Here is a 14,950-nt window from a genome sequence, read left to right as displayed (position 1 = left end):
AAGTTTCTGTTTAAACTTACTGGTTTAAATTGAACTCATAAGTTCATGTGTATTATAGTGCGCCAATATTGTATTCGTCAATTCACTGTTTTGGATTTTATGAATTAGTTGGCGGGATTTCGGAACTTTTGTCTTTATAATAAGTCTATTAACATAAGAGGATTTTTTTGTTTATTGGTAGAGTACATGTGCGGATTAATCCGTTTGAATACAAAGAAGATGGGAGCTATTATCCAAATGTTTTTAAGTAATAGAAAACACAGCAAAGTGAAAGTAGATGGCAAAGGAATCGCTAAAAGATGGGCTGTATTAACGCTGGCAGGAGTATTATGGGTCGGTCCGGTTGCTGGAACTGGGGTTCTAATCCCGTTAAACAATTGGATATCTGCTCCAATCGCGAGTGCTGCCTCCGGTTCAACGGTAAAATTGGGTGAAGAGATTATTACTTCGGGCGCAACATTATTGAAATATCGCTTTAAAGGGTCTAAAGGAACAGCGCTGGCTGATATCATTCGAGTAGACCTGCAAAATCCGTACGTAAAGCTGGATGTTATGACAGGGAAGAACGGACAGTTTACGACCCGTCAGAGCACAGGCGGTATGGCAAAAGAGACCGGTGCGGTTGCTGGAGTGAACGGGGATTATTTTAATACCTCTAGTGAGGGAGCACCGATCGGTGGACAGGTATCCAAGGGCGTGCTGATGTCTACACCCTCTGATTTAACAGGGATGTATGCCTTTGCTGTTACGAAGGATGGCTCGCCGATGGTTGAGCAATTTACTTTCGAAGGTACAGTAAAAGCTGGGGATGGGTCTTCCTTCTCCTTGGCAGGGATGAACAAGGCTTCGTACTCGCCAGAGACGAGTGGGAGCAGCTACAGTCACTCCAATGCTATGTATATTTATACATCTGCTTGGAAAGCAATTGAGCGACCAAAAAACAGTTCGACAACGCCTACAGAAATATTGGTACAAAATGGCGTGGTTACGCAAGTCTCCGAAAATGCTACATTGAATATGACTGTTCCGCAGGATGGCTATATTTTACGTACACACGGTAAAGCAGCTGATTATGCCAAAGCGCATCTGACTGTGGGACAGACCGTAGAAACGAACTATCACCTTCGCGTCAAATCGACAGGGAGTGAAGTAGATCCTTCCAACCTTCAGATGATGATCGGTGGACATACCATATTAGTAAATGACGGACAGAAGACCTCGTTCTCCCGAAGTACAACAAGTATTGGCGGGACACGTGCGCGTACGGCTTTGGGATATTCCCGTGACAAACGATACGCATATGTCATTGCCGTTGAGAAGAATGGGAATAGCGTTGGTGTATCCCTGAGCGAGCTGCAAACACTGATGAAAGATATCGGTGTCTGGAAGGGGATGAACCTTGATGGTGGCGGCTCTACCACTATGGTAACTCGTGATTTGGGAGATACGACAGCGGGGCTTACATTCAATACAGAATATGGTACAGAGCAACGTAGCATCGTAAATGGAGTGGGAGTATATTCCACTGCTCCTAAAGGAACGCTCAAAGGCTTTACCATCAAAGGCAATAAAACGCTGCTGATTGGTCAGACCGGAAGCTACTCCTTCAAAGGCTACGACAACTACTACAATCCATTTGATACCTCGAAAGTGCAAGTGACGTGGAAGTCCAGCAATCCGGCTGTTGTGTCCGTGAGCGGCGGTGTTGTGAAGGGGGCCCAACCGGGAACTGCTACCTTAACAGCATCCAGTGGCTCAGCCAGTGCGACAACCAAGGTCACCGTGCTTGGAGCAGATGAAATTTCATCACTTACTGCAGGAAGTGGGACAGGCTCGCTTACTGCAGGAGCTAAAATCGCAGTACCGATAACGGCCAAGACGAAAGATGGACAGAGTGTCAGCATTACATCAGATGCGCTCAAATGGGAGTTCATCGGCTTTAAGGGAAGCGTTAAGGACAATCAGCTTACGGTAAATACAGTGGATGCGGGCGTGAAAACAGGCTACGCCATTGGTCGCTACGATGGTTTCAGTGCGGTTGTCTTCCTGTCTGCTGGCGGGGCAAGTACAAATAACTGGGAAAACTTCGAAAATGTTTTGTATCCGGTTGATTTTACTTCAAATGCGGAAGGTGTTACCGGTACAGCGGCTGTTGTACAAGGGGATGGAGACCATGCCAATTCCAAAGTGCTGGAGCTAAGCTACGACATGACGAACGGCAGTGGTAAAATGTATGCTTACGCTCAATTAAACGGCACATCCGGCAAGACGCTGGAGCAGGCAGCTATATCCATCTCGATTGATGTCAAAGGAGATAAGAGTCTGAACTGGCTGCGTGCAGAGCTGGAAGATGCCCAAGGCAAAACTGTATATATTGATCTTGCCAAAGTGATCGACTGGAACGGCTGGAAAACGATTAACGCAGATATGAGCGGTTTGAATATTTCGTATCCGGCGAAGCTGAAACGTCTCTATGTGGTCAATGTAGCCGAAGGTCAGGATGAGCGTGCTAAGACAGGTAAGGTCGCTTTTGATAATATCTCTTTTAATACACCAGGAACAGTCGGCACAGAAGGACTTAAAAAGGGAACAGCTCAGATGACGATCGGTCAAAAATCGATGACGGTAAATGGAACGCCAATAACGATTGATGCAGCTCCGATGACTCGCAATGGGTCGACGTATGTTCCAATCAAGTATGTGTTGGACGCATTTGGCGGGCAAGCCAAATGGAATGCGGGCGATCAACGGATCACCATTATGCGCGGTGGTGTGCTGATGGATTTGACTGTAGGAAAAAAAGAACTGATTCTAAACGGAAAGCGTAAGAGCTCTGAAGTTGCACCTATTGTACTAGGAGGAAGGACTTTAGTCCCATTAAGACTTGTGTCTGAACAGTTAGGAATGACTGTAAAATGGGAACAAGAAACGAAGACCATCACCCTCCAGTCATGATATGGTATGATATATACTTGAAATGCTAGGATTGGAGTAGAACATTTGTGGACTTTCAAGCCGATATCATAGACCGAGTCATTAAAAATGCCATCCAGGTGATGGAGAACAGCAAATATCAGATGTTCGAAATATTGGACACGGCCCGGACCGAGCTGGTCACGTTAAATCAAGAACTCCAGAGCGTATTGAAGGAAACGGCAGAAACGATCGAAAAAGTGGACCAGCTGGAAATGAACTATCGGCGGTCCCGAATTCGGTTGACTGAGGTCAGTCGTGATTTCGTCCGCTACTCGGAAGAGGATATCAAGCAGGCTTATGAGAAGGCAACACAGCTTCAACTCGATGTGATGATTTTTCGCGAGAAGGAAATGTATCTCAAAGCCAGAAGAGATGATCTTCAAAAGCGGGCCAAAAGTGTCGAGGCTTCTGTCGAGCGGGCCGAAACTATTGGTTCGCAGATGGGGGTCGTGCTGGAATATTTATCGGGTGAATTGGGACAAGTGACGCGGATCATTGAATCGGCCAAAAATCGGCAGTTTATTGGTCTGAAAATTATTTTGGCTCAGGAAGAGGAGCGTAAGCGCATATCCCGTGAAATTCACGATGGACCTGCGCAACTCCTTGCGCATCTAGTGCTTAGGACGGAAATTGTGGAAAGAATGATCGCCAAGCAGGAATTTAAGATGGTTCAGGACGAAATAGTAGACTTGAAGAAACAAGTTCGCTCCAGTCTTGAGGAAATGCGAAAGGTCATTTTCAACTTGCGTCCCATGGCTCTGGATGACCTGGGGCTTATTCCGACGCTCCGGAAATATGTGCAGGATTTTGAAGAAAAAACAAAGATTAGAGCGCTTTTTGAAACAAGGGGCAAGGAACACCGTCTCTCTTCCGCGATGGAAGCAGCCATTTACCGTCTGATCCAGGAAGCTTTGACTAACGCTGCCAAGCATGCTTACCCTACCTATGTGCTTGTTGAGATTACCTACCAGGCACAGCTTGTAAAAATTGTTGTGCAGGATAATGGTCTGGGCTTTAAGCCAGAGCTTTTTCAGCAAAAAAGCAAAGACCATGGGCATTTTGGTCTGATTGGTATGCGGGAAAGGGTTGAACTGCTCGAGGGGAGAATGGAGATCGAATCAGCTGAGAATCAAGGCACCAAGATAGTGATTCATATCCCAACCAACGTGGAAAAGGGAAAGGAGTAACAACATGGAAAATCAGGAAATGAGTAATGCACCCATTAAAGTTCTCTTAGCGGACGACCATCAGTTGTTCCGTGAAGGACTTAAACGTATTTTGAATATGGAGGACGACATTGAGGTCATCGGAGAATGTGGCGATGGCATTCAAGTGTTGGAATTCTGCAACGTAGAGAAACCGGATATTGTTCTGATGGACATTAATATGCCAATTGAAAATGGTGTAGAGGCAACTGAAAAACTACGTGAGATGTTTCCGGACGTCAAAGTGATCATTTTATCCATTCATGATGATGAAAGCTATGTTTTCGAGACGTTGCGCAAGGGGGCCAATGGCTATCTGTTAAAAGATATGGAGGCCGAATCCCTCATTAATGCTATTCGTTCAGTACATGAAGGATATGCATTTATTCATCCGAAGGTAACGGGTAAGCTTATTCAGCAGCTCCGTCGGATGACTTACCTGAATGAAACGGGAGCTATGGCGGAAGGTCATACTAAGGAAGCAGGCGTGAAGTTTGTCGCAGGTGAAAATAATCCACTGACCCGCCGTGAAGCAGAAGTGTTGCGTCTGATGGCTGAAGGCAAGAGTAATAAGATGATTGGTGAATATTTATTCATTAGTGAGAAAACAGTCAAAAACCATGTTAGTAGCATTTTGCAAAAGATGGAAGTTGATGACCGTACACAAGCAGTTATTAACTCCATCAAATATGGATGGGTTACGCTGTAAAGTGTAGTCTTTTCATGCATTAGACGATGCAGCTGCCTAGATATGAATGCTGTACCGCCTTTCTTTTAGAGCGAGATATCCGCTCGTATGGAAGTCCAGTACATAACCGTGACACCTCTTCCTGTTATACGGCATATATTGTCGCTATAGGAGGAGGTGGAACCCTCGTGACGGCTCACTTGGTTTGGATATTGCTTATATACGGTGTGGGAGCTGCAGTCGTGCATCTCATGTATATACGACAGGCGGTTCAGGCTTATCACAATGGCGAAGATGCACACACGACATCGCTGGATCATCGTGCGACTCGCTACATTGTGATTACATCCAATGATGGAGATCGTGTGGAATGGGTGATGCGTTCATTGAGTATCCTTGCCTGGCTACACCGAAGGCCGCTACATGTAACGGTACTGGATGATGAATCTATAGACGATACGCTACCGATTCTGACCCGGCTGGTGCGCTATAGTCATATGGATGTTTCAGTCATCTCATGTCGTTTTTCACCGGGGAACCCGGTTTTGCCGAAGTCAGGCGGTGAAAAACAGGTTGTTATTGATCTTAGAACAGCAAACCCGTTGGCGGGCGCCCCACTTGTTCCTTAGTGACAGGGATCTGTGGACATCGTGGTTAAAATCAGATATAAATATTTATAGACAGTTGCATATGCAAGACAATAGGGATTTCGTTGAAATCTGTTTGATGTGAAGCACACTTCAGGCTAACAGCCATGGAAGTGTGCTTTTTTGCTGTTTTCTGGGGTGATAAGCACTAGGAAAAATGAATGAAAGGAGAGATTGAACATGAAAATTGCAGTATATGCAGTCAGGTATAAAGGGAAATGGAATCTCCGATTATCTGTGGATATTCGAGTAGATATGACATGGTGGTTGCGCCAAGTTAAGGACCAGGAGAATGCTGTCGAAAGGTGGGTGTTATTAGGAGACGAGCTTCCCTTGTCTTGGGGAGTAAGCCTTTGTGGAAGATTTAAGGGATTAGCAGAAATGGAGCGGTGGGGGGATCGGCAATGGTGGGCTTATATTCTTTCACAGCTAAAGAATGAACTGGTTCTTGAGTCTTCTAATGGAGAACGAATCTTATCTGGAGGAGTAGAAAATATAAGCATTTGGGACCGTCAACAAGGGTGGGTTTCTCGCACTAAACATGGGAATGAGGGACGGGAAACAATAGGAACTGTACGTTCTATTCAAAACAGGAAGCTCGCTACGGGAGTAGATGGATTGGATATGGAAGGTTTAACAGGACAAGCGAACGAGCTGACTCATTTGTTGGCAGGACGCCAGTTGCTCGTACCTGAAGCTGAAGCACTGCTAGCAGAGGCAGCCCCGGATTTGGAGCCTACTTGGCTTTCAGCTGCGCAACTTGCATATCTGCAAGGCCGACTCAGCTTTGCTGCTGGTCTGGCTCCAGCACCACGCGCGCGCTGGTCTGCCGCGCGTAGGCATGACCTCCGCTGCAACCGTTGTGGCAGCGGAAAGGTGCACCGCACAAGCTGCGCGTCGTGCGGCTGTAAGGCGTGCGCCTACTGCGAGACATGTCTCACACTTGGGCGCAGCCGTGAGTGCTCGCTGCTGCTTCGCGGTACAGCGAAACCTGCCATGCCGCGCGTGGCAGAGGTAGCGCCGGCGGCGAATCTCGACCGCTGGGGGCTGAGTCCTGCACAACGTGCTGCCGCCGAAGTAGCGCTGCGCTTTTTGGCTGCACCACCCCGCAGGGTGCGAAAATGCTCCCGCTCGGAAGGCCAATGGCAACGAGCGCGTGAATTATTCCGGCGCAGCATGCGTGTGCGCCAGGAATTAGGTGCTGCCGCTCCGCATGGCAGCACTCTTGCCGGCTACAAGCAGTCCTCGCCCAGATCTGGCGAGTGTGCTTGGGGGATTGCTGGCCGGCAAGTACCCGATTCTGCGGCCGAACGTTTTCTGCTCTGGGCCGTGACTGGCGCGGGCAAGACGGAAATGATGTTTCCGCTTTTACAGCATGTGTTGGAGCGCGGAGGGACAGCGCTTGTAGCAACACCGCGCCGTGATGTGGTTTTGGAGTTGGCACCTCGTTTGGCAGTAGCCTTTCCCCAGGTTAGCATGGTGACGCTTTATGGAGGGAGTGCAGAACGGTGGCAAAGGGGACAACTGACACTAGCAACAACACATCAGCTGTTGCGTTATCGCCAGGCCTTTGATTTGGTTGTAATTGACGAGATTGATGCATTTCCTTATCACAATGATCCAATGCTTGCCTTCGCTGCCCAAGCAGTATGCAAGCAGGAAGGGAAATTTATTTTTTTGTCTGCGACGCCGCCGCGTCCTTTGCAGAAAGAGGCTGCACGTGGTCAACTGCCACATGCCAAGGTTCCCGTTCGTTTTCATCGTCATCCCCTACCTGTCCCCATTCGTTTGGGGACTGCTTCAGTGCATCATTGGCTGCAAAAAGGCCAGCTTCCTGCTTCATTTATTCAGCACCTATACATATCCATTCAACGAGGGGCGCAGGTCTTTCTGTTTGTGACACGAATCTCACATATTCAAGGTCTTGTGGAATTGCTGATTAGACAATTGCCTGATATACCTATTGCCGGCACTTCATCGCAGGATGAAGAACGAACCGCTAAGGTGCGTTTGTTTCGAGCTACTGAAATACGTGTGCTGGTCACAACCACTATTTTGGAGCGGGGTGTGACTGTTCCACGAAGTGATGTGTATATACTAGACGCGGACAGCAGTCTTTTTGATGAAGCATCCCTTGTCCAAATGGCTGGTCGCGCGGGAAGATCTAAGGATGATCCATGTGGTAGTGTTATTTTTATATCCCCTCAATGGACTAGCGGTCAAAAGAGAGCGATTAAGCAGATTAAACGCATGAATGCACTGGCTCGGAAAAAAGGATATCTAAAAGTGATGAAGCACTAAATCCATTAAATAAAAAAAGTTTTTTTGGAAATGTGAAACCTGAAACAATGTTGGTACGTAAACTACCAGGAAAGGTGCATTTTGGTATGGGGATGATTCCAAGAACCCGTCTGTTTTTGAATTGGTTATTCCATCGCCAGTCGCAAACATGTGTTGCTTGTGGCAAGCTCGCAGGTCATTTTTCCGAATTTACTGGGCTTTGTACTCATTGTTCGATGCAAATTCCTTGGATTTACAACATTCGTTGTGTACATTGTGGACGTCCGACGTTTTGTCCGGATTGCGTCAGGCCTGACCGATTAGCGCGTTACTATATATGCAATCGGAGTGCGATCAGCTATACGCCGATGGTGAGAGAATGGATTGGGCAGTTCAAATATCGTGGCAATGAAAAGTTTGGTCCCCTGCTGGGCGAAGTCATGAACCGAGCCTATCAGGCGATGAGGCATGAATTTGCAGATCATAATAGTACTCGTTTCAAGCGATCTTTGTGGGATGTAGATATAGTGACCTGTGTCCCGGTAAGTGAAAAGAGGCTGACGGAGCGAGGTTTCAATCAGGCCCAAATTTTGGCGGAAAAGATTGCTAAGCAAAATAAGCTCCCCTTCCTTTCTTTGCTTGTTCGCCCACAAGATACAGGCAAACAAAGCTTTAAATCAAAAAATGAACGCATGAATACAATGAATAATGCATTTTCCGTTATCCCCAATATGGTGAATTTGATGGATTCTTTTATTTTAAAAGCTGGATCTCAACGTGCTATGGAGCATAGGCATTCCGTTACAATTTTGCTTGTAGATGATATTTATACAACGGGGAGTACATTGCAGGCGTGTGCACGTGTTTTGAGAGAAAAGGCATTAGAACAAGGAGTACATTTGGCTATCTTTTGTCTGACCTTAGCGAGATCATGAGTCTGAATTTCTATTATATTCCATAATTTTGTGCTTGAAACTATGAAAAAAAGGTTATAATTCTTTTGAAAGAAGGATTAAATGATAGAGCATAAGCCTTTTAATCCGTACAATCAGCAGAATTTGACAACAAGCTAGAGAGAGATATATAATAAAAATATAGACACGAACAAAAAGTTAGGAAGTGAGGGATGAAATCAGAATATTTCAATTTAGAGGTTGATTTTTTTGGAAAAGAGGAGTACAATTTCTTTCTGTTGATAGCTAACATGATTGGTAATAAGTGATTAGCTAACGACAAAAGAGCGGACATTGGGAGTGTCTCGCTCAGTAGTAAAGCAGTTAATTAAAATTTAAAGTTAAAAAGAGGAGAGAACAAAATCATGAAAAACGTAATGAAAAAAGTAGCAGTTTCTGGCATGTTGGCAGTTAGTTTAGGCGCAGTATCTTTGTTGAGCCCACTTGCTACAGGTAGTGTATCTGCACAATCTAGTTCCGATTATGAAAAACAACAATTGGAAGACCAAATCATGAGAGAACAACAAGAAGCAGCACAAAAAGCATTTGAAGCTAAATTCTTTAAAACTGAAACTACTGAGAACGCAGCACCTGCTCAATCGACAACAGAGAACAACAACCAAACAACAACTACAAAACCAGCAACAACTACAACTGAAACACCAGCAACAACTGTAAAAACAATCACTGTTAATGTTCAAGAAGGCGACACACTGGCTTCTATTGCTGAAAAATACGGTGTAACTGTTGAAGAACTGGTTAAAATCAACAACCTGGTAAAAGTCGGTCAAGAACTGCAAGTACCACAAACAAATACAAATAAATAATTAACATTATAAACTGTTTTATAAAATGTATTTATTAAACCAAGCGTTTGACTATAGTATACGGGAAGGCCTCTATTAAAACAATGCTTTTTTGAATAATTATTTGTAAAATTGTTTGTTTTTTTGGGCTGCAAATTTCCAATGGTACATCTTGCTTAATTTCAGATAGGTTATAAGTTGAAATGATGTTAGGTGTATGAGATTTATGAATACCCACACTCCATGTGCGGAGCATTCGTATGGACGCCGATCCCCCGGATTTATAGCATTTTCTTGATGCATCGGGGCACAGGTGAACATGAATTCTTCTGAGGATTGTTTCGCCCGGTTTTTCCCTCATTTTATTTCTACATTTTAACCATATTCATATATAGCTATTTAATGATAATGAAGCGCTATTCCCGAGAATAACAGGAATGGCGCTTATTTTATTTTTTTATCTAAAGTACGGAGGGATGTTTGACGATAAATACTCACATGTAATAGGCTGGATTAGAAGGACTTATTTGCCTCTACACTTTATATTGTTGCATATTAATGTGCTAGAGTTGGGAAAGATTTTACCCGTTTAATCTTCCTCTCTTATAACTTTTACTATGATAACGAACGAAATGTAGAATTGTGTTAAAACTAAAAAAAAATTTGGAATATTTGCTAGACGAGGCTCTTCACTATAAGTTAATGTAAGGATAATAGTAATTAAAGACCGGAACTTGGAAAGGGGCGCTACAGAGGATGAATTTGGATAACTGTCCTCGCTGTGGAAAGTTGTTTGTTAAGAATGTTAGAGGGATTTGCCAGAACTGTATTAAAGAAATTGAGGTTGAATACGAGCACTGTGTCAAACATATACGTGAAAATAAAGGTATTCATATGCATGAGCTTTCGGAAGCTACAGGTGTCTCTGTTAAACAAATCACGACATTTATACGTGAGGGACGTATTTCCATTGCTAATGCGCCCAATATGACGTATCCTTGCGAGGTATGCGGGATACCGATTCGTGATGGGCATATGTGCGATTCTTGTCGAACACGTCTGACTAAAGACCTGAATCAGGCCATACGCGAAAGTAGTAATCAGGATCAAAGTAATAATATGGGCTCAGGTACCTACAGCGCGATGGATAAACTTCGTGGAAACTAGTACAGGGGAATTAAATACGCATTCAGCTATTCAAAAAGTTTCAAATACCGCCGATAATCTTTATAGAGCTTATCGGTTTTTTTATTTTAGCAACCATGCACAAAATAAAGAAGTAAGGCATAATACGAACCATGTTCGACGCTATGTCGTCTGATACATTCTGACCATATCAAATAATTAAGGAAGGTGGAAGTTATGAAAATTAACGAGACCAACCGCATCGGAGCTATTAATCCATATCAGCGAAATATTGAAACAGGACGCCAGGAGGAGCAAAAGAAATCCCGCCGCAAGGACGAGGTTTCCATTTCCCCAGAAGCAATGGAAATGCTGAACCGCAGCAGTGATGCAGACCGCGTAAAGAAAATTCAGGAGCTTAAGCAGCAAGTAGCTTCTGGAACCTATCGTGTGGATGCTGATAAAATTGCAGAAAAGCTGTTACCTTTCTTTAAGCAGTCTTCCGAAAGCTAGGTGAAGGATATGCCTTTAGAGCGTTTGATTGGTGTGCTGGAACAGCTAGATCAAAAGCATCTTATTTTATTAGAACTGGCGAAAAGTAAAAAAAAGATTGTCATGGAAAATGATATGGATAGTCTGGTACAGCATTTGAACCAGGAATCCAGACTCCTTAAACAAGTAGAACAGTTGGAAGAAGCTCGTATGGAGGTTTCGTATGAGCTTCTTCGTGAACGTGGTATTAAGTCTCAGCTTAATTTGACTATAACCGAGCTGGCGCGCCTTGTCTTTGATCCAGAAGATAAGAACAAACTCCTCAGTGTCCAGAGCCGCTTATCCCACACTCTTTCAGAATTAAAGGAAATTAATGAAATCAATCAAAAACTCATCGAGCAATCGTTGGTGTTTATTGATTACTCTTTGGATCTACTTGTAGGACGTCCTAATCAGGAAATGACTTATATGCATCCTGATCAGAAGAGTAATCAACACGCACGACCTGGATTGTTCGACACTAAGGCTTGAGCCGAGGAGGAAAATAGAGTGCCATCCACATTTCATTCCATAGAAACAGCTAAAAGAAGTCTTTTTACACAAACAGCAGCTTTAAATACAACAGGACACAACATAGCTAACGCTAACACGGAAGGCTACACACGGCAGACGGTCAAAATGAAGGCTTCCATCCCCATGGAGGCTTACGGTATTAACCGTTCTAATGTACCTGGTCAATTGGGAACAGGTGTTGAATTTGACGCTATTGAACGTATTCGCGAAAAGTTCTTGGATAGCCAGTATCGCGGAGAAAATACCGAACTGGGTAGTTGGACAATCCGTAGTAATACGCTTGATAAACTACAACAGATTATAAATGAGCCGTCCGATACAGGGATCCGGAAAGTTCTAGATAACTTTTATAAATCTTGGTCTGACTTAAGTAAAGACCCAGAAAGTGTGACTGCACGAACTATTGTCAAAGAAAATGCACTTGCCTTGACTGATGCAATGAATCATATGAGTAAACAGTTGAGTAATTTATCTGCGGATTTAACCTCTAATGTGGAGGCTAAGTCTAGTGAGCTACAAAGTTATGTAAACTCCATAGCTGATCTGAACCAATCGATTACTAAAATTGAAGGCTTAGGGGATAACGCTAACGATCTACGTGACCAACGTGATTTGATTGTCGATAAAATCTCAAAAATCGTTAATGTAACGGTGACTGATACCGATCAAGGCTACAACGTTAATATGGGTGGTCAAGCATTAGTAACTGGATTTGAACCGACTACTGGAATTAACGGCGCTTTTTTACAAGCAGCTTTTGCCTCTAATGATTTACAAGGTGGCGAAGTGCATGGAATGATTTTCTCAAGGGATCGATTTGTAGCTGATTACACAGCCCAAATGGATAACCTCGCCAACACATTGGCGACAGGTAATATTACTGTAACGCTACCTAAAGGCTCAGTTTTGCCAGAAGGTACTGTACTGAATGGAGTGACTTACACAGGGACCAATCGAACACTTCAATCGGATTTAACAGTTACAGTTAAAGGTCTTAATGGTTTGCATCAACTGGGTTATACCCAAGAAGATAAAGATGCTAACGGTAATATGGTTGCAGGTAAACCTTTTTTTGTAACTTCAAATAATGGTGGGACAATAACAGCAGGCAATATCACGTTAAACACTGCTATAGTAGATAATCCTAACGCTATTGCAGCATCCCTTCGGGTAACAGGCACTGCTCCTACTGAGGAATTGGTTAAGGGGAATAATACATTGGCATCCTTGATGTCCAATTTGAAATTAAGCAATTTCACTTCAGTTTCTACGGGGAATACAGCTACTATTGATAGCTTCTTCAGTTCTATGGTTGGTCAGTTGGGGATAGAGGCTCAAGAGGCTACAAGACAGACACAAAACTCGACAGCTCTCGTATCTCAAGTAGAAACTATGCGCCAATCTGTGAGCGGTGTTTCACTGGATGAAGAAATGTCCAATATGATTAAGTTTCAGCATGCCTACAGTGCCGCTGCTCGGTTTATGACCACATTCGATCAATTATTAGATAAATTAATTAACTCCACAGGTGTAGTGGGAAGATAAGAATGGGGATTAAATATCTGATGTTTATATACATAGGATATTTAATTACGGAGGGATATAACGATGCGAGTTACTAACAATATGCTAAGCTCACAGCTTTTGCTTAATTTAAATCGAAACTCTGAACGTATGAATAATACGCAGAACCAGATGTCGACTGGACGTAAGTTGAACAAACCCTCTGATGATCCTGTGGGCATTACGTATTCCTTAAGGTACCGATCTGAACTGTCTTCAAATGAACAATACCAACGGAATGTGGATAGTGCAGTGTCTTGGCTTGACTTTAATGATACGGTTATGGATCAGGCTGGCCAAATTATGCAAAGAGTACGTGAACTTACAGTACAGGCCTCTACGGGGACTAATCCACAATCTGCGTTGGACAGCATTAACAAAGAAATTGGTCAGCTTAAGGAACAAATGATTGATGTTCTGAACAGTCAATTAAACGGAAAATATATATTCAATGGTCAGACTTATGACAAGAAGCCTTATGACCTCCCATTGAACGCTGATAATACGCATGATACGTCTGGAGCAGCATCAATAGTTACGGATACTGGGAATGTTAACTTTATAGTGGGCGAGAATGTAGCATTGCCAATTAATGTTACTGGTAACGAAGTCGTAGGAACAAGCGCGGATGCCGATAATTTATTTACAATTTTTAATCAGCTATCTTCAGCTTTGGCAAGTGGTGATATTAAAACAAGTGGGGATCAACTAGCTAATATTGATTCGCGTGTGGATAAAATGCTGAAAGTACGGTCGGAAATGGGGGCTAAATCCAACCGTGTGGAGTTAATGCAGAACCGCTTGAGTGATTTGGAAGTAAACTTAACGGACTTGCAATCTAAAACGGAAGATGCGGATTACGCTGAGCTTTTAATGAATTCTAAGATCCAAGAGAATATTTACAATGCTTCTTTGTCAGCGGGAGCGAAAATCATATCCGCATCATTAGTTGATTTCTTAAGATAGTCTAAGGAGGGGGAGAGATGGCCATCATTCCTACACTTCAGATCCGACAAACTCCGGCTATCCTGCATATTGACGCAGACCCAGGGCAGTATTCGATTCGACAGCCTTCGGCTGATATGGAATTAAAGACACGACGAGCTCAACTGGAAATTCACCAGTACCAGCCACAGCTGACCATAGATCAAAGTGCGGCCTTCTCTGCCTATAATGGTGGCAATTACCTTGAGATGAATAATCGAATTTATTCAGGGTTGCCGCAGATATTTTTACAAGCTATTGCGCATAAAGTGGAGCAAGGCAACCGAATGGCGGCGATTCACATCCCTGGGAATACTGTAGCCAATGTTTATGGAGAGGATACAGAAACGCATGTGCTTCCTGAATTTAGGGGTCCGGCATCTATGGATAATGTCGATATTCATGTTGAAACGCATGCACCTGATATTACATATACACCTGCTGTATCGGAAATGCATGTGACCGTTAATCGTCCAGAGATTGAGTATACTCGGGGGAAACTGGAGATTTATATGCAGCAGTATCCATCTGTGGCCTATATTCCGCCTGAAATTGATGTCATGATGTAAAATAAGTTAAGGTTATAGAGGTTATTCAAGCCATCTATAGCCTTTTTTTAATAAAACGTATAGATCTGATTAAATATTGGAGGAATATT

Annotated in this window: 13 protein-coding genes; all 13 read left to right on the top strand. The window is 43.6% G+C overall.

Going from position 1 to position 14,950, the window contains the following annotated elements:
* Positions 1-237: 237 nt before the first annotated feature.
* The 13 genes from ACU1JV_RS21505 to ACU1JV_RS21445 all read left to right on the top strand — a co-directional run bounded on the left by ACU1JV_RS21505 (position 238) and on the right by ACU1JV_RS21445 (position 14,861).
* Positions 238-2,955, top strand: a complete 2,718-nt coding sequence (locus tag ACU1JV_RS21505; RefSeq protein WP_413987102.1) for a stalk domain-containing protein — start codon at positions 238-240, stop codon at positions 2,953-2,955.
* Between the two features lie 47 nt (positions 2,956-3,002).
* Positions 3,003-4,163 carry a sensor histidine kinase gene (locus ACU1JV_RS21500; RefSeq protein WP_013373402.1) on the top strand — a complete coding sequence of 387 codons (1,161 nt, stop codon included), beginning with the start codon at positions 3,003-3,005 and terminating at the stop codon, positions 4,161-4,163.
* A 4-nt stretch (positions 4,164-4,167) separates the two neighbouring features.
* A complete protein-coding gene (locus ACU1JV_RS21495) occupies positions 4,168-4,890 on the top strand; it encodes a response regulator (RefSeq protein WP_013373401.1) in 723 nt (240 codons plus the stop codon).
* Positions 4,891-5,057: 167 nt separating this feature from the next.
* The gene (locus tag ACU1JV_RS21490) at positions 5,058-5,498 is read left to right on the top strand and encodes a hypothetical protein (RefSeq protein ID WP_013373400.1); all 441 of its coding nucleotides are present in this window, start codon (positions 5,058-5,060) and stop codon (positions 5,496-5,498) included.
* A gap of 198 nt (positions 5,499-5,696) precedes the next feature.
* Positions 5,697-7,817: a DEAD/DEAH box helicase gene (locus ACU1JV_RS21485; RefSeq protein WP_165079741.1), complete on the top strand. Its 2,121-nt coding sequence runs from the start codon at positions 5,697-5,699 to the stop codon at positions 7,815-7,817.
* 86 nt (positions 7,818-7,903) lie between these two features.
* Positions 7,904-8,731 (top strand): ComF family protein, encoded by an 828-nt coding sequence (locus tag ACU1JV_RS21480; RefSeq protein ID WP_231124482.1) that lies wholly within the window; start codon positions 7,904-7,906, stop codon positions 8,729-8,731.
* Positions 8,732-9,114: 383 nt separating this feature from the next.
* Positions 9,115-9,576 (top strand): LysM peptidoglycan-binding domain-containing protein, encoded by a 462-nt coding sequence (locus ACU1JV_RS21475; RefSeq protein WP_058830207.1) that lies wholly within the window; start codon positions 9,115-9,117, stop codon positions 9,574-9,576.
* A 735-nt stretch (positions 9,577-10,311) separates the two neighbouring features.
* A complete protein-coding gene (locus ACU1JV_RS21470) occupies positions 10,312-10,722 on the top strand; it encodes a TIGR03826 family flagellar region protein (protein WP_040102724.1) in 411 nt (136 codons plus the stop codon).
* 195 nt (positions 10,723-10,917) lie between these two features.
* On the top strand, positions 10,918-11,193 hold the full coding sequence (gene flgM / locus ACU1JV_RS21465; RefSeq protein ID WP_013373392.1) for a flagellar biosynthesis anti-sigma factor FlgM: 276 nt from the start codon (positions 10,918-10,920) through the stop codon (positions 11,191-11,193).
* Between the two features lie 9 nt (positions 11,194-11,202).
* The gene (locus tag ACU1JV_RS21460) at positions 11,203-11,703 is read left to right on the top strand and encodes a flagellar protein FlgN (protein WP_013373391.1); all 501 of its coding nucleotides are present in this window, start codon (positions 11,203-11,205) and stop codon (positions 11,701-11,703) included.
* An 18-nt stretch (positions 11,704-11,721) separates the two neighbouring features.
* Positions 11,722-13,290: a flagellar hook-associated protein FlgK gene (flgK, locus tag ACU1JV_RS21455; protein ID WP_413987101.1), complete on the top strand. Its 1,569-nt coding sequence runs from the start codon at positions 11,722-11,724 to the stop codon at positions 13,288-13,290.
* Positions 13,291-13,353: 63 nt separating this feature from the next.
* Entirely contained in the window at positions 13,354-14,274 is a 921-nt protein-coding gene (gene flgL / locus ACU1JV_RS21450) for a flagellar hook-associated protein FlgL (protein WP_040102725.1), read from the top strand.
* 17 nt (positions 14,275-14,291) lie between these two features.
* On the top strand, positions 14,292-14,861 hold the full coding sequence (locus tag ACU1JV_RS21445) for a DUF6470 family protein (protein ID WP_040102726.1): 570 nt from the start codon (positions 14,292-14,294) through the stop codon (positions 14,859-14,861).
* Positions 14,862-14,950: the final 89 nt, after the last annotated feature.

This window comes from Paenibacillus sp. T2-29 (assembly GCF_052921365.1).
The sequence above is the reverse complement of the archived record's forward strand: the minus strand, read 5'-3'. Positions and strand labels throughout refer to the sequence as shown.